We start from the raw sequence: 23760 nt of genomic DNA, 5'->3' as shown, positions 1-23760 counted from the left end.
TTTTTTATTTTAATACGTTAATGTAAACATCAGCGGCAGCCTTGTAATGTTGCCAATAACTAGGCTGGGAAATAAAACAGGTCTGTGTTCAGACGAACGCAGACCTGCTTTTACTTTGTTTTACAGCAATTATTTAGTTGCAACAAATAGTTTATGAACCTCGTGAGTATTGAATGCCCTTTTATATATCCTAATGTCATCTACTCCACCTTTTGTAAGGTAATCATAATAGCTTGGATTGGCTGAACCCTGGCTATCAGCACCGATATACAAATCTTTAGTTACATTACCATTGGGTGTAGGTATATTTTTGCTTATCCTATCAAAAACACCGTCGACATATAAAGTTACTTCATTTGAATCATAGTTATATACAATCGTAAGCATATGCCACGCGCTTAAACCACAAACCAGTTGACCATAAGCAAACGGATCTGATCCACCAGCAACGTTATAGGTAATTGTACCCGATTTCCCGACGATTGAAGCCGCATTTAAAACGCCGCCAACTCCGGTTATCCATCCTTGTTGATAACCAACATCGCGCTTACTTAACACTGTTGTGCCGTATGAAGGACTGTAATTATCCAGTTTAATCCAATAATTGATTGTAAAATCAATACCATTTAACCTAAGCGCCGGCTTATCGCTAACAGTTATAAAACTGCTGGTGCCATTAAAGTTATAAGCCGAATTTGGTTTGCCAAATCTGTCAGCAATACTGGTAATATCGTGCGCTGTCCCATTATAATTATGGCCCGAGAAATCATTAGCGCTATTATTAAATGGATAATAAGCAATTAACCCTACGCCTAAACTATCCTTAACAGTTACCAAACAGCTTACGCTTTTGGTTTGCGCCACATTACTCAACGATATCTGCGACGTCCCTTCGTTTTTTGCTGTGATAACACCACGGTTAGTAACAGAAATCACAGAGGTATCTGATGATTTCCAAACCAGTTTGGTACTATCGTAGGATGCCGGGGTTACCTTAACATTTAGTTTTACAACATTGCCGGTATACATAGTAAGGGTATCGGTTAATAATAAACCCTGAAGCGGATCTGGTGCTGGCCCGTCATCGCTAATTTTGGTACAGCTGCTGCAAAGCACAGCAAGTAAAGGCACTAACAAAAAGTAATATCTTTTCATAATAAGGCTTGGGTAAGTAATAATTTATTTAGTTAATTTTTATTCCTTAAAAATAAATAATAATGGCTTGTCTGCAAAATATTATTTTCGAAAAAAAGCCCTCCGGCTAACCGAAGGGCTCTATATTATAACCTACTTACCAAATTATTGGCTTGTAAATTTCTTGGCGTTAATTTTACGCTCGTTTTCGTTCAGGTAAATTTTACGTAAACGGATGCTTTGCGGCGTTACCTCGATATACTCATCAGCCTGGATGTACTCCATTGATTCTTCTAACGAGAATTTAATTGCTGGTGCAATCCTAACGTTGGTATCGCTACCAGACGCACGCATGTTGGTTAACTGCTTGCCTTTGGTTAAGTTAATAACCAAATCGTTATCGCGGATGTGCTCGCCTAATACCTGTCCTTCGTAAATATCAACTCCCGGATCAACGTGGAACCTGCCACGATCCTGTAATTTATCAATTGCGAAAGCGGTGGTTTTACCTGTATCCATAGATACCAATACACCATTTAAACGGCCTGGAATAGTACCTTTCCATGGCTCATATGCTTTAAAGCGGTGTGCCATAATAGCCTCGCCACCTGTAGCGGTTAATACGTTGTTACGTAAACCAATGATACCACGTGCCGGGATATCAAACTCCAGGTGTTGTAAATCGCCTTTAGGCTCCATTACCAACAGGTCGCCTTTACGTTGTGTCACCAACTCAATTACTTTACCGGCAACATCGCCCGGTACATCAACAATAAGGGTTTCAACCGGCTCGCATTTAACACCGTCAATTTCTTTAACGATAACCTGCGGCTGACCTACCTGCAATTCGTAACCTTCGCGACGCATGGTCTCGATTAATACTGATAAGTGAAGGATACCACGACCATACACCAGGTATGAGTCAGGCGATTCGGTTTCAACAACCTTAAGCGCCAGGTTTTTTTCCATCTCTTTGTACAAACGGTCACGTAAGTGGCGCGATGTAACAAATTTACCTTCTTTACCAAAGAAAGGTGAAGTATTGATGGTGAACAACATGTTCATGGTTGGCTCATCAATTTTGATAACCGCCAGTTGCTCTGGTTTTTCAAAATCGGCAATAGTATCGCCAATATCAAAACCTTCAATACCAACTACGGCACAGATATCGCCCGAGCTAACTTCTGTAGCGCGTACTTTACCTAAACCTTCAAAGGTATAAAGCTCTTTAATTCTTGATTTTTGGATGGTGCCATCGCGTTTTACCAAAGATACCGGCTGGTTTTCTTTGATAGTACCACGTGCCACACGACCGATAGCGATACGACCTACGAATGAAGAATAATCCAAAGAGGTAATCTGCATTTGTAAAGTACCTTCGGCAATAGGTGCAGGAGGAATGTTAGCTAATATGGCATCCATTAACGGGAAAATATCCTCAGTAGGTGTTTTCCAGTCGGTGCTCATCCAACCTTGTTTTGATGAACCGTAGATAACCGGAAAATCCAGTTGGTCTTCAGTTGCTTCAAGGTTGAAGAATAATTCAAATATCTGTTCGTAAACTTCTTCCGGACGACAGTTTTCTTTATCTACCTTGTTTACAACCACAATTGGTTTTAAGCCTAAAGCCAAAGCTTTTTGGGTTACAAAGCGGGTTTGAGGCATAGCACCTTCAAAAGCATCGCAAAGTAGTAATACACCATCCGCCATTTTCAACACACGCTCAACCTCGCCACCAAAATCGGCGTGACCAGGAGTATCAATAATGTTGATCTTAACGTCTTTATACCTTACCGAAACGTTTTTTGATACGATGGTAATACCTCGCTCACGTTCCAGGTCATTGTTGTCCAATATTAATTCACCAGTTTCCTGGCCATCACGAAAGATGGCGCAACTGTGTAAAATTTTGTCAACCAATGTAGTTTTACCGTGGTCAACGTGTGCGATGATCGCAATGTTTCTTATTTTTTGCATGAAATATGCCCCTATAAATTTGGCGCAAAGGTACGTTTAATATATGAGATTTTAAAACGCAGTCAAGTTATAGTGACAGATTTAACAATTTCATTACCAAAGGGTGGTAATGATGATATCTATGAGGGTAAAAAACATTTAGCGAATCCCCAAAAATAGGTAGGTCATGCCGAACTTGTTTCGGCACCCCACACGCTAAGTACGTTACATATAGGTTAGAGTGCAAGTGGATTACATATCTATGAAGCCCCGAAAAATTTCACTGACGACATACAAACGTGTCGCCCCTATATTGATTATGTTCGAAATTTCTCTTCTATCTTTTTTACTTTCCCGGGCAAAAAATCCGGGCCAGCATACTTATTAAGCGCATCATTTACTGTACACCTGATGAAGATATTACGCGGCTTGTTTGGTTTATCGATTTTGCTTTGATCTTTCATCTCGCTTAAATATTCAATTGATTTGTTCGGATTTAGCCTCATACTTCTTTTTCAGCATCTGATCAGTTATCAACTCCAATTCATTTTGCATCGGTATGGGCAACGCCTCAATCTTTTCGATAAACTTAATGTCCATCGTATACATATAGTCGTGAAATTCTTTTAGCGGCTCATCAAAATCTGTTGCCATTAACACTCCGCCAACATCGCTTAAATCTATCTTTGCACCATTCTTTTCGGCTTCGTTAAGCAATTTAATTATAAAATGCTCAACCTGATACCTCGAACTTAATGGGAGTTTTTCTATCAACTTAATAACTACATCATTCTCCATGTAGGCAATTTAAGCATTCGAAATTTATGTTCCAAAAGCCCAGCACAAAAACTTACCCATTACCCTACCCCATGTTTCGGTATTATGACTCCCGCCAACAACTTCTACATACTGAATATCCTCAGGGCGTTTATAGCCTTTTATCTCCAGTTCCTTGATCAGGTCGATGGTATCGTCAATAGCATCGATAATTCCGTTTTTGTTCCTGTCGCTGGTTTCATCTTTGGTGCCTGTTTGCAGCCAGAACTTTAAACAGGGTTTACCTTCGGTTTCTCTAACTAAGGTATGCGCAATGCGGTCGTTATCTGTGTACCCTTTAGCCAAGTCCTTACTTCTCCACCAGAACGAACCGGAGAATACCCCCACTTTATCAAAAATGTCCGCATTATTCCAGCAAATATCAAAGGCCGATAATCCGCCTAATGAAAAACCGGCAAAGGCCGTACTTTTAAATTCGTGAATACCTGTTTGCGCTTTTATCTGCGGCAGCAATTCGGTTATTATAAATTGAGTATAAATATCAGCTTTAGCGCCCCGTTTTTTAAAATCGGACCGGCCGGCTACGCCATATTCCTGCAGCCGGTCTTCACCGGCATATATGGCTGCAATCATTATTGGCTTCAGTCGGTTGGTATTGTAAAGTTTTTCAAGTGTCTGGCTAAGTTCCAGGTTCTCCAGCTCCTGCCCATCATTCAGCAGCAACAGGCTTAACGGTTCTGCAATTTCCTGTTCATCGGGTATTAATAGCGTGCATAATACCTCTCTTTTAAGCAAGGCAGAATTTATCGTTATCCTTTTTTCTATTATCGTCATTTCTGTTTCAGCCCAGCCCCAATTCATCTTATGTTAATTTAAAAGGGCACAAAAGTACGCTATGTTTTCAATTTATTAAGCTAATGTATTAATTTATCAGTTAGTTGCCTTTTTCAGTTAAACCACTTAACTTACATCATTCAAAACTTAAACTGCTCATTTTGACCGAAAAATATCATCGTTGGTACTCGCCAAATTTGAACCTGCATGTAGAGATGCTGGTATTTGGCGACCGCGGGTTTCCTGTCATCCTGTTCCCTACTACAAAGGGGCGCTATCACCAAAATAAAGATTTTGGCCTGATTGATAGCGTAAAATGGTTTATAGACCAGGGCCTGGTAAAGATTTACTGCCCCGATACATTGGACGACAGAACCTGGTATGATAAAGGCATCCATCCTGCCGACCGCGCCCGCAATTACAGTTGGTACGATAAAATGCTTTTACACGAGCTGGCGCCCTGGGCTATGCACGAAACGGGCATTGGCAAAGTAGCGGTGGCCGGATGCAGCTTTGGCGGTTACCATGCGGCAAACTTTGCATTTAAGCATCCCGAAAAAGTGGCCCACCTTTTTACTATGGGTGGCGCCTTTGATATCAAAATGTTTACCGACGGTTTTTATAACGACGATATTTTTTACAACAACCCCGTAGATTATTTGCCCGGCAGCAACACGGGCGACCTATGGAACATCAACATCATCCTGGGCACATCTGAGCACGACATTTGTAAAGATTATAATATACAGCTATCAAACATATTAAACAAAAAAGGTATTAACCATTGGTTGGATATCCGCCCGAATGCCAGTCATGACTGGCCGATTTGGAAGGAAATGTTTCCGCATTATTTGTCAACGATAAAATAGAATTAAGAATTAAGAGTCAGGAATCAAGACAGAAAAACAATACTATCTAAAACTTAAAATCTACATAAAAACAGCCAGGAGCCTAAAAATGCAAACTGCAAACCGGCGACTGCAAACTGAACAACACTATGAAAAAAATAGGCATCTTATTCGGACAGGAGAATTCGTTTCCGCAGGCTTTTGTGGATAGGATAAACCAGAAAGCTGAGAAAAACATATCGGCGGAGTTTGTACGCATTGATAAAGTAATGCAGGCCGAACCATTGGATTACGCGGTGATTGTGGATCGAATCTCGCAGGATGTTCCTTTCTATCGTGCGGCTTTAAAAAACGCGGCCATTTGCGGCACAGCGGTTATTAACAACCCATTTTGGTGGAGCGCCGACGAGAAGTTTTTCAACAATGCACTGGCTGTTAAAATTGGTGTGCCGGTTCCTAAAACCGTAATCCTGCCTTCAAAAGATCTGCCGGATGATACTACCGACAAATCTTTCCGTAACCTGGCTTACCCGTTGGATTGGGATGGAATTTTTAACTACGTTGGCTTCCCTGCCTACATGAAGCCCTTTGACGGTGGCGGCTGGAAAGAGGTTTATAAGCTGGAAGATAAAGAGGATTTTTTTGATATGTACAACAAAACCAAGCAATATGTAATGATGCTGCAGGAAGAGGTTGTTTTTGACGATTACTTTCGCTGTTACTGCATTGGCGGCAAGCACGTACGCATTATGCAGTACGAGCCGCGGAATCCGCATCACCTGCGTTATGAGCACGGCAAAGCACCGGCAGCCAAAAAACTTTTAGATACTGTTAAGGATTATGTAATAAAACTGAACCAGTTTTTAGGTTACGATTTTAATACCGTGGAGTTTGCCATTCGCGATGGTATCCCTTACGCTATCGACTTTTGTAACCCGGCCCCCGATGCCGAAGTAACAAGCGTTGGCCAGGAAAACTTTGAGTGGGTGGTTGAAACAGCCGCCGACTACGCCATTGAACGCGCCAAAAAACAAAAAGACGGCCTGGATAACCTTACCTGGGGCGAGTTTGTAAAAACATCGGCAGCAAAAACACCGCTGATTGGTGTAAAAGCAAAACCGGCTAAAGTGGATGTATCCGTGGGTGTAGTTGAACATGCTATTGAGGCTGAGGGGAAAGTGAAGAAGGAGAAGGTGGTGAAGGCGAAGAAAGTAGCAAAGAAGTAATATAGGATAGCGAGGGGTTTAAGGTCATCGCTTTAGTTAAAAAAGCCCGGACTGGCGCGATTCCCCTCTTGAGAGGGGCGGAGGGGTGTGTTCTGAATGTTGTATAACACACCCCTGCCCTCGCACAGCCAAACCCACCCCCTCTCGAGAGGGGAACTTTTACGTATTTAACCTAACCAATTATGAACAAGTTTACCTTAGGTGTTGAAGAAGAATTTATGGTGATTGACCCCGTAACCAGGGAACTAAAATCGCACGAGCAGAGAATTGTGGATAGTGCACAAAAAATCCACGAAGACCAGGTGAAAGCCGAAATGCACCAGGCGGTTGTGGAGGTAGGCACGCATATTTGCCATAATACCACCGAAGCCCGTAAAGAGGTAAGCAAACTGCGCACGACCGTGGCCATGCTTGCCGGCGATATAGGCTTGCGCATTGGTGCAGCGGGAACGCACCCGTTTTCGCATTGGCAACATCAACTCATCACAGATCATCCGCGTTATTTCGAGATTGTAGATGAGATGCAGGAGGCTGCACGCTCCAACCTTATTTTTGGTTTACACGTGCATGTGGGCATCCAATCGCGGGATATGGCTATCCACATTGCCAACCAGGTACGCTATTTTTTACCACACGTGTATGCCCTATCAACAAATTCGCCTTTTTGGGAAGGGCGTAATACCGGCTTTAAATCCTTCCGTACCAAGGTGTTTGATAAATTTCCGAGGACGGGCATTCCTGATTATTTCAGCAGCATCGAAGAGTACGACAATTATATCAAGCTGCTGGTAAAAACCAACTGTATTGATAACGCCAAAAAAATCTGGTGGGATATCCGGGTTCACCCGTTTTTCGAAACCATCGAATTTCGCATTTGCGATTGCCCCATGCTTGTTGATGAAACCATCGCTTTTGCAGCGCTCTTCCAGGCGCTATGTGCTAAGCTATATAAGCTTCGCCAGCAAAACATGAAGTTTATAACCTACTCGCGGGCACTTATTAATGAAAATAAATGGCGGGCCGCCCGATATGGTATTGATGGTAAAATGATTGACTTTGGAAAAGAAATGGAAGTGAACACCCGATCGTTGGTGTTGGAGCTTTTAGATTTTGTTGACGATGTGGTTGACGACCTTGGCTCGCGCGATGACCTGCAATATGTACACAAAATACTGGAAACCGGTACCGGCGCCGACAGGCAGCTGGCAGTTTACCAGCAAAATAATAACTTTGCCGATGTGGTTGATTACATCACTTCACAAACTTTAAAGGGGCTGTAATAAAATAAGATGCCAATATCGAACCACAAGAGACTAAATTTTATAATAAGGAAGAACAAGGGCATTCACAAATTAAAGCAATATAAGCAGTTTTTTATCAACCTTAATTTGGAGGATCTGGAATATATTGATTTGGAGCAGTCTGATGATATAACTGGAAGCATAAACGATATATTTCCGTTTATTGTGCCCGATTATGAAATGATAGAGGGAAATTCCGAGCTAAAAGATTCCAAGCTTTTAACAGAAATCCTTAACTCATCAAATAACAATGATTTTTGTTATATTTTTATTGATGACGTGGATGAATGTGGTATGTTTAGGGCAAAGACTATATCTGCGCTTAATCATTGCTTATCAGCAACAAAACTCTCTTTTGAAAATACTTTTTTTTTGACTGACAGTGCATTTAAGTTTTCATTCAGAATAAACTACTACAATGAAGAATGCACTGAAGAAAAAGACAAATTTGACATTCAAAGGCAAATGCAAGAAAAGAAATTAAAGAATGAATTTAAAATATAAACCGGAAATAAAAGTAGCCATACTTGATTTGTATGATGGGATAGCGAACGAGGGGATGCGCGGTTTCCAGGATATTTTAAACAGGTACAAAACGAAACACGATTTAAATATCACCTATAAAATTTTTGATGTTCGTAGGGGATGCGAGGTGCCGGGGCTTGATTTTGACATTTACATATCAAGCGGGGGCCCCGGCAGCCCTTTACATGAGGGCACAGAATGGGAAAAGAAATATTTCAGGCTGACAGACAGGCTTGAAGACCACAATCTATCCAATACTACCGATAAAAAGCATTCTTTTTATGTTTGTCATTCTTTCCAGCTGATGTGCCGTAAATACGAACTGGGGGATATCAACACTCGCCGTTCGCCATCTTTTGGTGTGTTGCCGGTAAATAAAACCGGGGCCGGTTTAACCGAATCCCTGTTTGAAGGCCTTGCCGAACCATTTTACGCGGTTGATTCAAGAAGCTGGCAGGTGATCAATCCGAACGAAAACCGGTTTAAAGAATTGAATATGCAGTTGGTGGCTATCGAAAAAGAGCGCCCGCATATTGATTTGCCACGGGCCATGATGGCCATTCGTTTCGACGAGTACTCCTTTGCTACCCAATTTCATCCCGAAGCCGACGCCAATGGCATGAAAAACCTGCTTTTAAAGGAAGACAAAAAAGATGAGGTAATTAACGAGCACGGCGACGTAAAATACAAGGAAATGCTGAGCCACCTTGCCGACCCTGACAAAATTAGCCACACCCAACAAACGCTGATCCCTAACTTTTTAGATCAGGCTGTGATGAGTTTGCAGGGGTTGGCGTAAGAAAATCATTACAAGAAGTAAAATCCAGATGGTTGTAAAACCCGCAGACCCTGAAAGAGCAATGGATCTGATAACCCGCTATGACCACCGCTGTTGCGGTTTTGTTGCGGTTTTCATTTTATGACAAATTCGTAATTTGTTGACTATCAGATAAATGATATTTTTTACTGTTTCACCTGTTGCGCAACACTACAGCAACGATTCTGGAAATTCTAAAATCCTGTAAATCCTGATTCAGACAGAATAGAATTATATTAACAAAGCCGCAACCCAATAGGCCTGCGGCTTTGTTAATATTAAATATTTTCTTGTTAGTTGCTCTTGCTGTTATCAGCATTAAACAACTTCGCTTTATCAACTTTTTCAATAATCATACCATCGGCCAGCGTTTTAGTGATGGCAGCATAAGGGGCAGATACTACCTCTTCGCCTCCTTTAAGCCCACTCAATACCTGGATATAAGAATCATTCTGGATACCTGTAGTAACCTGCACTTGTTTTAGCTTGTTACCCGCAGTTAACACAAATACATATTCTTTTGACGGCTGTGTAATTGATGGCTTACTCTTGTCGTCGTCCTTTTTAGGCGGTCCGTTTTGGTCTTTTTTCTCCTCGCGGGTGGTTACCGATTGAATAGGTACCGATAATGATTTTACCTGGTTGGTATTAATGTCAACCGTAGCTGTTAATCCCGGGCGGAAAGGTGATGGGTTATCTGCCGTTTTTTTCAATAACGACATGTATGAATCTGCATTGATGCGTACTTTAACGGTAAAGTTAGTCACCTGGTCGGCAGTGGTACCAACCACGTTGGCCGAACTTCCGATTTCAGAAACAACACCTGTAAATTTCTTACCCAAAAACGCGTCGATCTCGATATTCGATGAATCGCCCAACGAAATGCGGTTGATGTCGTTTTCGTTCACATCAACGTTAACATCCATTTTGCTCAGGTCAGATATGGTCATGATCTCGGTACCTGCAAATTGCTGGGTACCTAAAACACGCTCGCCCAACTCAATAGATAGTTTTGATACTACGCCATCAACCGGCGAATAAATGGTTGTTTTAGCCAGGTTATCCTGCGCTTCTTTTACCGAAGCCGATGACTGTGCCAAACCATATTGCGAGCCGATAACATTTTGTTTGGCAGCTTCTAACGAAGCTTTAGCACCTTCATACGCAGCTTTGGCATTTTCATATTCAGACACAGTAAGCACTTTATTTTTATAAAGTTCTTCGCTACGTTTAAAAATACCTGCCTGGTTGTTAAAGGTGGCCTCTGCCTGTTTCAGCATCTGGCCAGAGTTACCTACACTGGCTTTTTGAGTATTGTATGATGCAATAGCCCTATCGTAACCCGACTTTAATATATCAGGACGGATTTTACAAAGTAATTGCCCTTTTTTTACCACATCACCTTCTTTGATAGGTAATTCAACAACCTCGCCAGATACTTCGGGGCTTATTTTAACTTCGATATGCGGTTTTATTTTACCGCTGGCAGATACGGTTTCGTTAATAACGCGTGTATCAGCTTTTTCGGTGGCAACCTGCGTTAAAGGTGGCTTACCAATAAGGCCGGTTACTTTGGCAATGATCAGCAGAACAATCAGTGCGACAAGTCCTATCAGAATATATTTAGTAGTTTTTCCCATGATTATGAGTTTGGATATTTACGGTTTTAGTTTCTTTATTTACAATGATATTGGTTTGCCCAGGTAGTAATCAATCACTTTCGCCCTAAACACAACCATATATTGCGCGTTGATCATATCAAACTGCGATTTATTGAGGTTGGTTAACGATGTATTATAGTCAAGCGAGTTTACCAAACCAACATTATAACGCTGTTGTATAATATTAAAGGCTTCTTTATTGGCCTGGTAAGTTTGCGTATATGACAGGTATGATTTTTCGGCAGCTTTTACATCCAATACCGCCTGGTAAATAATCTTGCTCAGGTTATTACGTGCAAGTTGTGTGGTTACCTTAGCGTTTTCATACTGTATTTTTGCTTTGCGTACCGATGTACGTGAGCTAAAACGGTTAAAAATGGGTATCTGCAAACTAACCCCTACCGATTGGTTAAAGTTATCGCTAAGCTGTTTAAAAAAAGGATACTTATTATATACAGCAGCATATTGTGGTACAGTAGCAGGCAGGGCCCGGTTGCCATTAACAAAACCAACGGTATCAACTCTTCCGGTAGGTGTTATCCCTCCCAATAAAGTACGCGCGTCTGAATAATTTGAGCCCAACTGGCCAAACAATACTACGCTTGGGTAATAATTACCCTGGGCTATTTTAATCCCCTGCTGAGTGGCCTTTTCCCGTTGCTCTGCCAGCAACAGATCCGGGTTAACCGATTCGGCGGTTTTTAAAACTTCTTCCGCGTTATATAATGTTTGAATGTCTGTCAGTTTGCTGATATCCGGTTTCTCAACTACGATATTTGTTTGCGGAGCCATTTCCATATATTGCTTTAAAGTAAGCAACGAAATTTCATAGGCATTTTGAGCATTGGTGTAGTTCAAATCGGCTGTAGATACAGTCGCTTTGGCCTGCGAAAGGTCTGCCAGCGTTTGGTTGCCAACATCAAAGTTTTTTTGTGCCCTGTCTAAAGTAATTTTAGATACATCTATTTGCTGCTGAGCGGCTTTTACCAAATCCTGGTTGGTTAATACCTGTAAATAAGTAGTAACCACATTTAAAATAAGGTCGTTCCTCACTTTTGCTGTGGCAGTTTTATCGGCATCAAGCAATAAACGGTTCTGAATGATGGTATTGCGCAATTGCCCACCCTGAAACAGGGTTACCTGTGTTTGTATGGTACCATTTAACGCAAAAATGCGCTGGTTGATGAACTGGTTGGTAGATGGGTCGATGTTACGGCCAAAGTTAAATGATGCCTGCGGGCCTGCGGTAAGGTTTGGGAGTTGATTATATTTCGACTGCTTTAAAGTCTCATCATCCAAAGCCTCGGTAAACTGCGATTGTTTGATGGTAAGGTTACGCTCCAGGGCCATATCAACAGCCTTTTGCAACGATATTACCTCCTGCGCATTAACCCTGAAGCTTAACGACGAAAACATGATGGCGCAAATTACAGTAGCTTTAAAAGATGGTATAAATTTTAGTTTCATAAGGTTTTTCTATACAATGGTAAGCAACTGATTACTACCTTGCGGTGTTGTTTTCTATCTACCGGAAAATTTAACATTAACTTTTGTTTTGAATATGTACCTGGTTAAAACTCCCTGGCTGCTAAAAAAGCTTTATCCCGAGCTTATTTGGAATGTAAACCAAACTAACCGTTGTATTTATCTCACTTTTGACGATGGACCCATACCTATTGTTACACCATTTGTTTTAAATATTTTAAAACAGTACAATGCCAAAGCAACGTTCTTTTGTATTGGCGACAATGTAGGCAAACATCCCGATATTTTTGAGCAGGTAGTTAATGATGGGCACGCTATTGGCAACCATACCTACAATCACCTTAAAGGATGGAAAACTGATAACAAAACTTACCTTGATAATTTTCTCTCGGCAGATAAAATACTCCACACTAATTTATTTCGGCCACCTTACGGCCGCATTAAAAAACAACAGATAAAGGATTTAAAATCTATTAAACCCGATATTAAAATCATTATGTGGGATGTGCTTAGCGGCGATTTTGACATTGGGCTGAAGCCGGAAGACTGCTTGAGGAACGTACTTAAACATACTGAAGCGGGATCAATAGTGACATTTCATGATAGTTTGAAGGCCTTTGATAGGTTGGAATATGTTTTGCCAAGAGCGATGGAGGCCTGGAGTAATTTGGGGTACAGTTTTGAGTTGATCAAGCTGGATTGGGCTGATTGAGTTGATTGGGCTGATTGGGTTGATTGGGTTGATTGGGTTGATTGGGTTGATTGGGTTGATTGGATTGATTGGGTTGATTGGGTTGATTGGGTTGATTGGGTTGATTGGGTTGATTGGGTTGATTGGGTTGATTGGGTTGATTGGGTTGATTGGGTTGAAAATAATTATTGCATTTCAATAAAGGCATATTCTAAAAATAAATAAATGGCATCATTTACTGAATTGGAAACATGGAAACAAGCTCGAAAAATCAGGGTATTTATTTCGGATTTAGTTAAAAGATTTCCATCCGAAGAAAAATTCAGGCTAACGGATCAAATAATCAGGTGCTCCAGATCTATCGGTAATAATATAGCTGAAGGTCACGGTCGCTTCCATTTTCAGGATAATATTCGTTTTTGCATTATAGCCCGTGGTTCGTTATCAGAAACACTTGATCATATGATCATTGCAAAAGACGAAAATTATATTGACGATGAAATATTTAGTTTATTTCAAAACGACTATGATCAATGCCTCAAATTATTGAATGGTTATATATCATTTATCAAAAAGAAAAAAAATGACGAATTAGGTTGAGTGAGTGATTAATTAGTTGGATTGAGTTGAATAGGTTATTAATGAATCGAATGGACACAACCTAATCAACCCAATCCAATTTATTCCGACTTAATCAACTCAATCCAACCTAACCAACTCAATCCAACCCAATCAACTCAATCCAACCTAATCAACCATAACCTAATTTAGAACCTATCCAAATAAGAATTGACGAAACCTTGATTATTAATTAGATGTTATATTTTGTAAATTCGCCGCACTAAGTTTCTGACAATCAATTTTAGTGTCAATTTCTTTTACTTTTCACCTAAAAATCAAATACAAATGGCTTTTGATTTAGATATGATCAAAAAAGTTTACAACCGCTACAGCACCCGCGTGGATGCTGCCCGTAAAGCGACTGGTAAACATCTTACTTTAACCGAGAAAATTTTATACGCCCACCTTTCAGAAGGCGACGCTAAGACAGCGTTTGGCCGCGGTGTGGATTACGTTGATTTTGCACCCGACCGCGTGGCTATGCAGGATGCAACAGCGCAAATGGCTTTATTGCAGTTTATGCAGGCTGGCCGTCCGCAGGTTGCTGTTCCGTCTACCGTACATTGCGATCACCTGATACAAGCAAAAGTTGGCGCCGTTGCCGATTTAAATACTGCCATTGACATTAACCGCGAGGTTTATGATTTCCTGGCTTCAGTATCTGATAAATATGGTATTGGTTTCTGGAAGGCCGGAGCCGGCATCATTCACCAGGTAGTGTTAGAAAACTATGCATTCCCGGGCGGTATGATGATTGGTACCGATTCGCACACGCCAAATGCGGGTGGTTTAGGTATGATAGCTATTGGTGTTGGTGGTGCCGATGCCTGCGATGTTATGGCAGGTTTACCATGGGAGCTTAAATTCCCTAAGTTAATTGGTGTTAAATTAACCGGTAAATTATCTGGTTGGTCATCAGCTAAAGATGTTATTTTAAAAGTAGCAGGTATCCTTACTGTAAAAGGTGGTACCGGTGCTATTGTTGAATATTTTGGCGAAGGTGCACGTTCACTTTCTGCAACAGGTAAAGGTACCATCTGTAACATGGGTGCCGAAATTGGCGCAACCACCTCGGTATTTGGTTACGATGAAAAAATCGCTACCTATTTAACAGGCACAAAACGTGGCGATATTGCTGAATTGGCTAACGCCATTGCAGAACACTTGACGGGTGACGAAGAAGTTTACGCCAACCCTGAGCAATATTTTGACCAGGTTATTGAAATTAACCTAAGCGAACTGGAGCCACACATTAACGGCCCTTTCACACCGGATCTGGCCTGGCCAATATCTAAATTTGCTACAGCTGTTAAAGAAAACAACTGGCCTGCAAAATTAGAAGTTGGCTTAATTGGCTCATGTACCAACTCATCTTACGAAGATATTACCCGTTCTGCATCTATTGCAAAACAGGCTATCGATAAACACCTTACTACCAAGGCCGAATTTACCATCACCCCGGGATCGGAGCTTGTGCGTTATACGGTTGACCGTGACGGTTACCTTGATACCTTTGCACAAATGGGCGGTGTGGTATTGGCAAATGCCTGCGGACCATGTATTGGTCAGTGGGCCCGTCATACCGACGACCCTACACGCAAAAACTCTATCATCACATCGTTTAACCGCAACTTTGCTAAACGCCAGGATGGTAACCCTAATACACACGCGTTTGTAGCATCTCCAGAAATTGTAACAGCTTTGGCCATTGCAGGCGATTTAACTTTTAACCCACTTACCGATACTTTAACCAATATTAATGGTGAACAAGTTAAACTTGATGAGCCACTGGGTATAGAAATGCCGGTTAAGGGTTACGCTGTTGAAGATGCCGGCTACCAGGCCCCTGCCGAAGATGGTAGCCAGGTACAGGTATTGGTTGATCCAAAATCGGCACGTTTACAGTTATTGGAGCCGTTTGCCGCATGGGAAGGTGTAGACATTAAAGGCCTTAAATTGCTGATTAAAGCAAAAGGCAAATGTACAACTGACCATATTTCGATGGCTGGTCCATGGTTAAAATTCCGCGGCCACCTGGATAACATATCAAACAATATGTTGATTGGTGCCATCAATTACTTTAACAACACTGCCGATAGCGTTAAAAACGAATTGACCGGCGAGTACGGCCCGGTTCCTGCTACTCAACGTGCTTATAAAGCAAATGGCATTGGATCAATAGTAGTAGGCGACGAAAACTATGGTGAAGGTTCATCACGTGAGCACGCTGCCATGGAGCCACGTCACCTTGGTGTACGTGCCATATTGGTAAAATCATTTGCCCGTATCCACGAAACCAACCTTAAAAAACAAGGTATGTTGGGTATCACCTTTGCTGATAACAACGATTACGACAAAATCCAGGAGGACGACACTATTGACATTACCGGCTTAACAGAATTCGCCCCCGGCAAACAGTTAACCGTTGTGTTAAACCACAAAGATGGCTCGGTTGAATCATTCCCGGTTAACCATACTTACAACGGTCAGCAAATTGAGTGGTTTAAAGCAGGTGGTGCATTGAACATCATTCGTAAACAAATGGCATCTTAATAAGACTAAAAGCTGAAAGCTAATTATATGAGCCTCCCTTTGGGGAGGCTTTTTTGTTGTACTTGGCGTTATTATATACTACTTGTTATATAACGGCAATTGGTTTTCTGTCAAATAAGTTTGAACGAACTTTTCCGTATCTAAATTTTTAATTTCCCTACGAATACTATATTCATCATCCAATATTTTACATACATTCTCTTCGGTCATGAAGTCCTCTTCCTCGTCAAAGGAATCATCGGCAGCCAAGTTTAATTCTTCCTCGACAAGCATAAATGTATCAAACCAATTGATTCTATTTTGATGATATTTTTCAATTTCTATGGCTAAAGGGATAAGCAATTCATTCCTTTTTTCCATAGAATTAATATCGGGATATGTTTTGCCAGAAAAATGAATTATAACATCTGACAATTTATTTGAGCCCCGAGTTGCAGCAAGCTCTTTAATCAGATAGTCTCCAACTTGCCTGTTATTAACGTAAATAGTAATACTATTTTTATTAGCTTCAATATCTATTTTCATATAAGCAAATATAGAGCAGAATTCTCTTTTTTCAAGCCTTACTGTTAGTCGACTGTTTTATCAAATTGAATACCAAAGCATTACGCATTAGAATATTTAATTTAGAGAAGCTTTCACCACCCTCTTCAACACCAACAAATTTTGCCCATTCAAACTAAAGCCTGATATGTTATTTTGATAAAGGTTTACCAATTTATCATAGTACAAAACAACCACCGGCGATTGCTCCATTACCAGGTTATCCATTTGCTGATAAATGGCATAGCGGGCCGAATCATTTTTTACCTGGTAGGTTTGCTCAAACAATGCATCGAACTTTTTATTGTTGAAACCTGTATAGTTTGGACCGTAGGGGATTTTATTTTTAGAGTAGAAGACCGACAGATAATTTTCACCATCGGGATAATCTGCAATCCATTGACCGTAAAAGAAGTTGATGCCATTTTTAGATACCAATTCGCGCAGGCTCGCTCCCTGCGTAATCTCTACGCTGGTCTTAATACCTATCCTATCCAGCTGGCCTTGCACATATTCAATCAGGCTGCGATAGCCTACGGTAGTAGCCAACGATATTTCTGGTAATCCCTTACCATCGGGAAAACCGGCTTCGGCTAGTAGCCGCCGGGCTTTATCAGGATCGTAAGAGTACCCCTTAACACATTTACCATCAAAACCCGGCATACCCTGGGGGATAAAACCTGCATAACCGGGGGTTCCCATGCTATTGCGCAGGTATTTAATCATCTTTTGGCGGTCGATAGCGTAGTTTATAGCCTGCCTTACTTTCAATATTTTCAGGGGTGATTTTTTGACGATGGCCAAATTACTATCAACCAAAATACCAAGGTACATGGTATTTAGGTAGGGGGCCGTATTTAAAATGAATTTACCTTTATATTTTTGTGTTACCGCGCCCGATTTGGTAAGGATATCATCGCGATAGCTACCGTCTATATCATTCAAAAAATCAAGCTTCTTTTTTACAAACTCCAAAAATGACGTTTGTTTATCGGCAATAAATGTGGCCCTTACGGCATCCAGATACGGCAGGTGCCGGCCATTTTTATCGGTTTCCCAGTACTTATCGTTTTTAAGCAGTACAAGTACCTCTCCCTCTTTCCAATATTTAAACCGGAAAGGGCCGGTGCCTATAGGATGGCTCCTGAAATCTTTACCATAAAACGCGACAACTTCCCTGGGAACAACCGAGCAATATTGCGCCGTAAGCATGCTTAAAAAAGGCGCGAACGGCTGTTTTAGCCTGATTTGGAACGTACTATCATTAGGCGCTGTAAAGGCATCGCAGCCCTTTACTTTATCGCTAAAAATCCAGGAGCCAGATGAGGCCACTTTAGGATCTATCAATCTCCCGAAACTGTAAACAAAATCAGATGCCACAGCCTTTCGACCTACGCCGTTTTTAAAATGCGGGTCATCGTGAAAATAAACATCATTGCGCAGATGAAATGTATATAGCAATCCATCAGCAGAAACATCCCAGCTTTTTGCAATGCACGGCGTAACTTTTAAACTATCATTAACCTGTACCAGGCCGTTAAAAACCTGGTTATCCATCCAAATGGTATAATGGTTGCGGCAAAAAGCCGGATCGAGCGAGGTGAGGCCCTCCTCCAGGTTGATATTGAAAACTGTTTTATGCGAATTTGCAGATTTTGAAGAGCAAGCCGAAAGCTGGATCATCAATCCCAAAAACAGCAATAAGACCAGTTTATTCATCAAAAGCTAATGTAATAATTATTGACCAAGCGGCCTGACGCATTAGTGATTTATTACGCAGGGATGAAGGTTTACAATTAATGATTTATTGAATTACTGAATTATTGATTTTTTTGTTTTTATTGGAATTGACGGTTCCGTATTCGCACATTTAATCAGCTTAGCGAGGCCTTTATTTTATCACCTTACAAATCCTCTTCGCACACCTTCCGGTACCTTTCAACACCTCCTCAACACCCCAACTTACCCCTCTGGGAACTAAACTTACACCGCTTCAACAAAAACAAAAAGCCTCCCAAAATGAGAGGCTTTCAAATATCTATAAACCATCAAAACTGAACAGACATTCAAAAAAATCCTGTCAATCCTACAAAATCCTAAAATCGTGTTAGGCTTCGGCTAAATGCTCGCCGGTAACGGTTTCTTTAATTTTAGTTTCCAGTTCTTCCATCAGCTCGGGGTTATCCAATATTAATTGTTTAACCGCATCGCGGCCCTGGCCTAAGCGGGTATCGCCGTAGCTAAACCACGAGCCTGCTTTTTTGATGATGTTGTATTCAACACCCAGGTCGATGATTTCGCCGGCTTTAGAAATACCCTCGCCAAACATGATATCAAACTCGGCAATACGGAACGGAGGCGCAACTTTATTTTTAACAATCTTCACCTTTACGCGGTTACCGGAAACCTCGTCGGTATCCTTAATTTGTGATATACGGCGTACATCCAAACGTACCGAAGCATAAAACTTCAAAGCGTTACCACCGGTGGTAGTTTCGGGGTTACCAAACATCACGCCGATTTTATCGCGCAGCTGGTTAATGAATATACAGCAACATCCCGTTTTGCTGATTGTACCGGTTAATTTACGCAAGGCCTGCGACATTAAACGTGCATGTAAGCCCATTTTCGAGTCGCCCATTTCGCCTTCGATCTCGGCCTTCGGCACCAATGCGGCAACAGAGTCAATAACCAGGATATCAATAGCGCCTGAACGGATCAGGTTATCGGCAATTTCCAATGCCTGCTCGCCATTATCCGGCTGCGAGATTAAAAGGTTCTCAACATCTACACCTAATTTTTTGGCGTAGAAACGATCAAACGCATGCTCCGCATCAATAAATGCGGCAATGCCACCTTTCTTTTGCGATTCGGCAATGGCGTGGATAGCCAAAGTAGTTTTACCTGACGATTCAGGCCCGTATATTTCAATAACCCTGCCTTTAGGCAAGCCGCCAACGCCCAGGGCGATGTCGAGGCCCAAAGAGCCGGTTGATATTACCTCTGTAGGCTCAATAACAGAATCGCCCAACTTCATGATGGTGCCTTTTCCGTATGATTTTTCAAGCTTATCCAGCGTAAGCTGTAATGCCTTTAATTTGTCTGAGTTATTTTTATCTGTGTTAGCCATCTTCAAATTATCTTTAGCAAATATAAATGTATTATTTAAAAATACTAATTTTTTTAGTAAATATTTTTCGGGGGAAGTGAGTGGTTGATTAGTGGATTAGGTTGATTAAGTTTTAGCTGCCGGAATAGCGTCAAATATACAAACTAACTGCTCACTCCATCAACTTAATCAACCACTCACCAAATTAACCCTTCTCCACGCTCCTTTTCTTCAGTTCCTTGCTTATCGTATTCAAAGCTTTTTTCTTTTTGGCTTCTTTGGCTTTTTTAATCTTTGCGGCCTCGGCTTTCAATAAAGCGGTTTCTGTATTGTTTCGTTCATAATACCTGCAAAACCAGGTAAGCGGGCAAATATCACATTTGGGGCTGCGGGCCACACAAATGTACCGGCCATGAAGTATAAGCCAGTGGTGGGCTACGGCTATATGCTCTTTAGGAATATGTTGTATTAATTGCTTTTCAACAGCCAGCGGCGTAGTTGCGTTATTGGTTAAACCTATGCGGTTGGCTACCCTAAAAACGTGTGTATCTACCGCCATTGCCGGCTCTTCAAATACTACAGATGCAATAACATTGGCGGTTTTACGGCCAACGCCCGGCATTTTCTGCAGGTTATCTATGCCCGATGGCACCTCGCTGTTAAATACATCTACCAGTATTTTGGCCATACCCACCAGGTGCTTTGCCTTATTATTAGGATAGCTTACACTACGGATATAAGTAAAAACCTCATCGGGTGTTGATGCAGCCAATGCTTCGGGCGTAGGGAAGCGTTCAAACAGCGCAGGCGTTACCTGGTTAATGCGTTTATCTGTGCATTGCGCCGACAGAATAACCGCCACCAATAATTGAAACGGATTATCATAATGTAGCTCGGTAACAGGGTTGGGTTGATTTTTAGAAAAGTATTCAACAAAGTGTTTGTAGCGATCGGCTTTTAACATGGTTCATTAGTTCATTATCGGCTATGCCTTGTTCATTAGTTCATTGGTAGCTGCACATTTAGTTCATTGGTTCACTGGTTCATTAGTAGATGGTGGCAGAAAAAATGGGCATAATCAATATACTGCAATTATGCTCAATAAATTGCAATTGGCAAAACCACTAAAAATATTGAACTATCCACCAATGAACTAATGAACAAGCGCAGCGACAATGAACCAATGAACTAACATAAAATAGAAAGGTTCATAAATCATTTATCGGATTTTTGGCAGGATCGATTCACATCGGGTACCGTAATCAACAATTTATGATCTATGAACCAGTGAGGGGGTGCAATGCTTAACGCAGGCTCTTCGAATAGTCCAGTATCTGGTGTATGGTTTGCACTTTGGGCTTCTTAGCCAAAAGGTCCAAATCGGCGCGAATTGAATTGTAAAAAATCAACTCGTCGGCGTCCAGGTTTAAATGTACATTATCGTTCATTTCAGCTTGGTTAGCATTAGCATTCAACGTTCTTGTAAAGGTTTCATCCATAAGCTTTATTACTGTAATTTTTATACGATTTATAACGGTGGCTTAAAGATAATATTTTGTTAGATGAAAATTAAATGAAATATTTTTTATTAATTAATTTTTCCTGATTATTTAATTAGCTGGAAATGTGATTAATAAAGTTACCTACACAAAAAATCCGGTTAATTGATAATTAATCAACAACCGGATTCAATATTAAAATAACTTATTACTTAATGCTTAACCACTAATTTTTAAGGCTAAGTTCCCTCCCCTGCATCATTTTGCGCAGGTTATTGAGCGCATAGCGCATACGGCCAAGAGCGGTGTTGATACTTACGTCGGTAATATCGGCAATCTCTTTAAAGCTCATATCGCCAAAGTGACGCATAATCAGCACCTCTTTTTGTTCAGATGGCAAAAGCTGTATTAAGCCTTTAAGGTCCTTATAAGTTTGCTCCCTAACCATCTTATCTTCAGTGCTTTCATCGTAATTACCCAGCACCTCAAAAATATCAAAGTCGTCGCCATTGCTTACCATCGGTGCACGTTTTTCGCGGCGAAAATGGTCGATAACCAAATTATGTGCAATACGGGTTACCCAGGGCAAAAATTTACCTTCTTCGTTGTACTTCCCGGCTTTAAGGGTATTTATTACTTTTATAAAAGTATCCTGAAAAATATCCTCGGCAAGGTATTCATCTTTTACAAGCAAGTAAACAGAGGTGTATATTTTTGATTGGTAACGCCTGATCAATTCTACAAGCCCCGCTTCATCACCGGCAATGTATAGATGGATTAAATCCTGATCACTCTTCAATTGAAAATCCATAGAAAGTACTACTTTAAACTTAATTTTTAGTTAAACTCTTGAAAAGTAAAGTATTTCCTATAGCGTTTTGATTAGGGTAAAAAAATTGTTACGTCAAATAAAACAAATTCCCGGATAAAAAACAAATAATATTTTTCCAACCAGTCATTTTTTTAATATTCATCGGGTTAATTAGCAACAAAACAATTTATTATTTGGCAACAATAATATTAGACTAAATTATATTACCAAAGGTTTAATGGGTACCAAAATAAATTTTAAAAATTGAATTGATAAAAAAATATGGTACTGTTAAATTGTATTAAATCCGTTACAAATATTTTGTACTGTAAATTTATTAAAAGGCATCAACTTATTGCCCGGCAAGATGTTAAAAAATGTTAAATATTAAATGTTTCCGGTGTTAACAGATACTAATAGCCGTGGACAGTGCAGGCAGATAAGCCGGACAACGAGAGTGTTATATCAAACCATCATCCTTTAAACTTTTTAACAGCACGTTGATATCAGACGTATCATATTCGCTTTTAAGATAAATCTCTGCCAAAATAACAGTTTCATTATCTAATATTGCGTATGTTATCACCCTGACTCCACCTGACTTTCCTTTGCCGGTTCCGGTAATAGCCATTCTGATCTTGTAAAAATTTTGCCCCAGATTTGTCCCTATAATAGGATTTATTTCCAAATCAGTAATGAGTTTACCAATATCTGATTTTATGCCCGGATGTTTTTTTGCAATTCTCTTGGCCTCTTTACCAAATGCAGAAGCAATGATAACTCTATAGCTCATTTAAAAATTCTCTTGCATCCTGAAGTTCAATTTTCCCTTCCTTATAAAGATTTATTTCTTTTACAGATCGTTTTAGCCGGTTATACATCACCTGTTCCGACTTTGATAATGGGCGCTTAGTGTTGTCTTTTGCAACATTATAATCCAGGCCAAAAGCATCCAATACGGCTTTGATGGCTTTCTCGGTTTTTTTATCCTCAATATTTACAGTCAGCGTAGTCATTATGTTGGCGTATATTGTAAAATTACAAAATGATACCAGCTTTTAAAAGCATTATTTCACCAATTTGCAGGGCAATCGTCGTTAACGTTTATAAGATTTATTTCGCGCAAAAGACGCAGAGACGCAAAGTGATTTGCTTATTTTTTTCTTTGCGGCTCTGCGTCTCTGCCAGAAAAATCCAACAACTTGATGCCTGCATAGCAAATATAGCTGATCATGAAATCTTGAATGCTCTCTGCACCAATATGGAAGGATCGGTTAAATCAAAAGCCTAAAAAGCCTAACTCCTCCGCATGTTTACGTTAAAGTAATTTAGCTCCCCGCCACCCCAAAAAATCCTCTCTAAATAATTA

23 protein-coding genes are annotated in these 23760 nt (G+C 40.7%); 8 read left to right on the top strand and 15 right to left on the bottom strand.

The genetic code is table 11. From position 1 onward, the window contains the following. Nucleotides 1-129: 129 nt before the first annotated feature. The 4 genes from AC1RM2_RS20140 to AC1RM2_RS20125 all read right to left on the bottom strand — a co-directional run bounded on the left by AC1RM2_RS20140 (nt 130) and on the right by AC1RM2_RS20125 (nt 4728). On the bottom strand, nt 130-1155 hold the full coding sequence (locus AC1RM2_RS20140; protein ID WP_492986950.1) for a LamG-like jellyroll fold domain-containing protein: 1026 nt from the start codon (nt 1153-1155) through the stop codon (nt 130-132). A gap of 144 nt (nt 1156-1299) precedes the next feature. Next, complete coding sequence (gene typA, locus AC1RM2_RS20135) at nt 1300-3111, bottom strand: translational GTPase TypA (RefSeq protein WP_477448622.1); 1812 nt, start codon at nt 3109-3111, stop codon at nt 1300-1302. 456 nt (nt 3112-3567) lie between these two features. Next, a complete protein-coding gene (locus AC1RM2_RS20130; protein ID WP_492986949.1) occupies nt 3568-3888 on the bottom strand; it encodes a hypothetical protein in 321 nt (106 codons plus the stop codon). A 24-nt stretch (nt 3889-3912) separates the two neighbouring features. Continuing rightward, on the bottom strand, nt 3913-4728 hold the full coding sequence (locus tag AC1RM2_RS20125) for an alpha/beta hydrolase (protein ID WP_492986948.1): 816 nt from the start codon (nt 4726-4728) through the stop codon (nt 3913-3915). Between the two features lie 134 nt (nt 4729-4862). Here AC1RM2_RS20125 and AC1RM2_RS20120 point away from each other — a divergent pair, with 134 nt between their 5' ends. The 5 genes from AC1RM2_RS20120 (at nt 4863) to AC1RM2_RS20100 (ending at nt 9400) form a co-directional block, all read left to right on the top strand. Further along, complete coding sequence (locus AC1RM2_RS20120) at nt 4863-5570, top strand: alpha/beta fold hydrolase (RefSeq protein WP_492986947.1); 708 nt, start codon at nt 4863-4865, stop codon at nt 5568-5570. Between the two features lie 128 nt (nt 5571-5698). Beyond that, nucleotides 5699-6775 (top strand): ATP-grasp domain-containing protein, encoded by a 1077-nt coding sequence (locus AC1RM2_RS20115; RefSeq protein ID WP_492986946.1) that lies wholly within the window; start codon nt 5699-5701, stop codon nt 6773-6775. A gap of 182 nt (nt 6776-6957) precedes the next feature. Next, nucleotides 6958-8055, top strand: coding sequence for a carboxylate-amine ligase (locus AC1RM2_RS20110; RefSeq protein ID WP_492986945.1), 1098 nt, complete (start codon nt 6958-6960; stop codon nt 8053-8055). Nucleotides 8056-8163: 108 nt separating this feature from the next. Then, entirely contained in the window at nt 8164-8580 is a 417-nt protein-coding gene (locus tag AC1RM2_RS20105) for a hypothetical protein (RefSeq protein WP_492986944.1), read from the top strand. Continuing rightward, entirely contained in the window at nt 8564-9400 is an 837-nt protein-coding gene (locus AC1RM2_RS20100; protein ID WP_492986943.1) for a type 1 glutamine amidotransferase, read from the top strand. Before AC1RM2_RS20105 ends, AC1RM2_RS20100 begins: the two co-directional genes overlap by 17 nt. Before the next feature lie 311 nt (nt 9401-9711). Here AC1RM2_RS20100 and AC1RM2_RS20095 read toward each other — a convergent pair whose 3' ends face one another. Both AC1RM2_RS20095 and AC1RM2_RS20090 read right to left on the bottom strand, forming a co-directional pair. Continuing rightward, nucleotides 9712-11058, bottom strand: coding sequence for an efflux RND transporter periplasmic adaptor subunit (locus AC1RM2_RS20095; RefSeq protein ID WP_492986942.1), 1347 nt, complete (start codon nt 11056-11058; stop codon nt 9712-9714). Nucleotides 11059-11097: 39 nt separating this feature from the next. Further along, nucleotides 11098-12546, bottom strand: coding sequence for a TolC family protein (locus AC1RM2_RS20090; protein ID WP_492986941.1), 1449 nt, complete (start codon nt 12544-12546; stop codon nt 11098-11100). A gap of 94 nt (nt 12547-12640) precedes the next feature. On the opposite strand from AC1RM2_RS20090, the gene AC1RM2_RS20085 reads away from it, so the two are divergent. After that, nucleotides 12641-13276, top strand: a complete 636-nt coding sequence (locus tag AC1RM2_RS20085; RefSeq protein ID WP_492986940.1) for a polysaccharide deacetylase family protein — start codon at nt 12641-12643, stop codon at nt 13274-13276. On the opposite strand, the gene AC1RM2_RS20080 is transcribed toward AC1RM2_RS20085, so the two are convergent. After that, entirely contained in the window at nt 13254-13463 is a 210-nt protein-coding gene (locus AC1RM2_RS20080) for a hypothetical protein (protein WP_492986939.1), read from the bottom strand. The two genes, AC1RM2_RS20085 and AC1RM2_RS20080, sit on opposite strands and share 23 nt — an antisense overlap. Nucleotides 13464-13480: 17 nt before the next feature. Between AC1RM2_RS20080 and AC1RM2_RS20075 the strand changes: the two genes are divergently transcribed. Both AC1RM2_RS20075 and AC1RM2_RS20070 read left to right on the top strand, forming a co-directional pair. Then, on the top strand, nt 13481-13855 hold the full coding sequence (locus tag AC1RM2_RS20075) for a four helix bundle protein (RefSeq protein ID WP_492986938.1): 375 nt from the start codon (nt 13481-13483) through the stop codon (nt 13853-13855). Nucleotides 13856-14161: 306 nt separating this feature from the next. Then, on the top strand, nt 14162-16429 hold the full coding sequence (locus AC1RM2_RS20070) for an aconitate hydratase (RefSeq protein ID WP_492986937.1): 2268 nt from the start codon (nt 14162-14164) through the stop codon (nt 16427-16429). Between the two features lie 78 nt (nt 16430-16507). On the opposite strand, the gene AC1RM2_RS20065 is transcribed toward AC1RM2_RS20070, so the two are convergent. The 8 genes from AC1RM2_RS20065 to AC1RM2_RS20030 form a co-directional block, all read right to left on the bottom strand. Further along, nucleotides 16508-16954 (bottom strand): hypothetical protein, encoded by a 447-nt coding sequence (locus AC1RM2_RS20065; protein WP_492986936.1) that lies wholly within the window; start codon nt 16952-16954, stop codon nt 16508-16510. 96 nt (nt 16955-17050) lie between these two features. Beyond that, nucleotides 17051-18691 (bottom strand): ABC transporter substrate-binding protein, encoded by a 1641-nt coding sequence (locus AC1RM2_RS20060; protein WP_492986935.1) that lies wholly within the window; start codon nt 18689-18691, stop codon nt 17051-17053. Nucleotides 18692-19079: 388 nt separating this feature from the next. Next, entirely contained in the window at nt 19080-20102 is a 1023-nt protein-coding gene (gene recA / locus AC1RM2_RS20055) for a recombinase RecA (protein ID WP_492986934.1), read from the bottom strand. A 184-nt stretch (nt 20103-20286) separates the two neighbouring features. Next, entirely contained in the window at nt 20287-21045 is a 759-nt protein-coding gene (nth, locus tag AC1RM2_RS20050; RefSeq protein WP_492986933.1) for an endonuclease III, read from the bottom strand. A 340-nt stretch (nt 21046-21385) separates the two neighbouring features. Next, entirely contained in the window at nt 21386-21529 is a 144-nt protein-coding gene (locus tag AC1RM2_RS20045; protein ID WP_158642931.1) for a hypothetical protein, read from the bottom strand. Between the two features lie 277 nt (nt 21530-21806). Continuing rightward, nucleotides 21807-22391, bottom strand: a complete 585-nt coding sequence (locus AC1RM2_RS20040) for an RNA polymerase sigma factor (protein WP_147055814.1) — start codon at nt 22389-22391, stop codon at nt 21807-21809. 460 nt (nt 22392-22851) lie between these two features. Further along, nucleotides 22852-23184 (bottom strand): hypothetical protein, encoded by a 333-nt coding sequence (locus AC1RM2_RS20035; protein WP_492986932.1) that lies wholly within the window; start codon nt 23182-23184, stop codon nt 22852-22854. After that, nucleotides 23174-23407, bottom strand: coding sequence for a hypothetical protein (locus AC1RM2_RS20030; protein ID WP_147055810.1), 234 nt, complete (start codon nt 23405-23407; stop codon nt 23174-23176). Before AC1RM2_RS20030 ends, AC1RM2_RS20035 begins: the two co-directional genes overlap by 11 nt. Nucleotides 23408-23760: the final 353 nt, after the last annotated feature.

This window comes from Mucilaginibacter sp. GW822-FHT03E02, assembly GCF_058801545.1.
The sequence above is the reverse complement of the archived record's forward strand: the minus strand, read 5'-3'. Positions and strand labels throughout refer to the sequence as shown.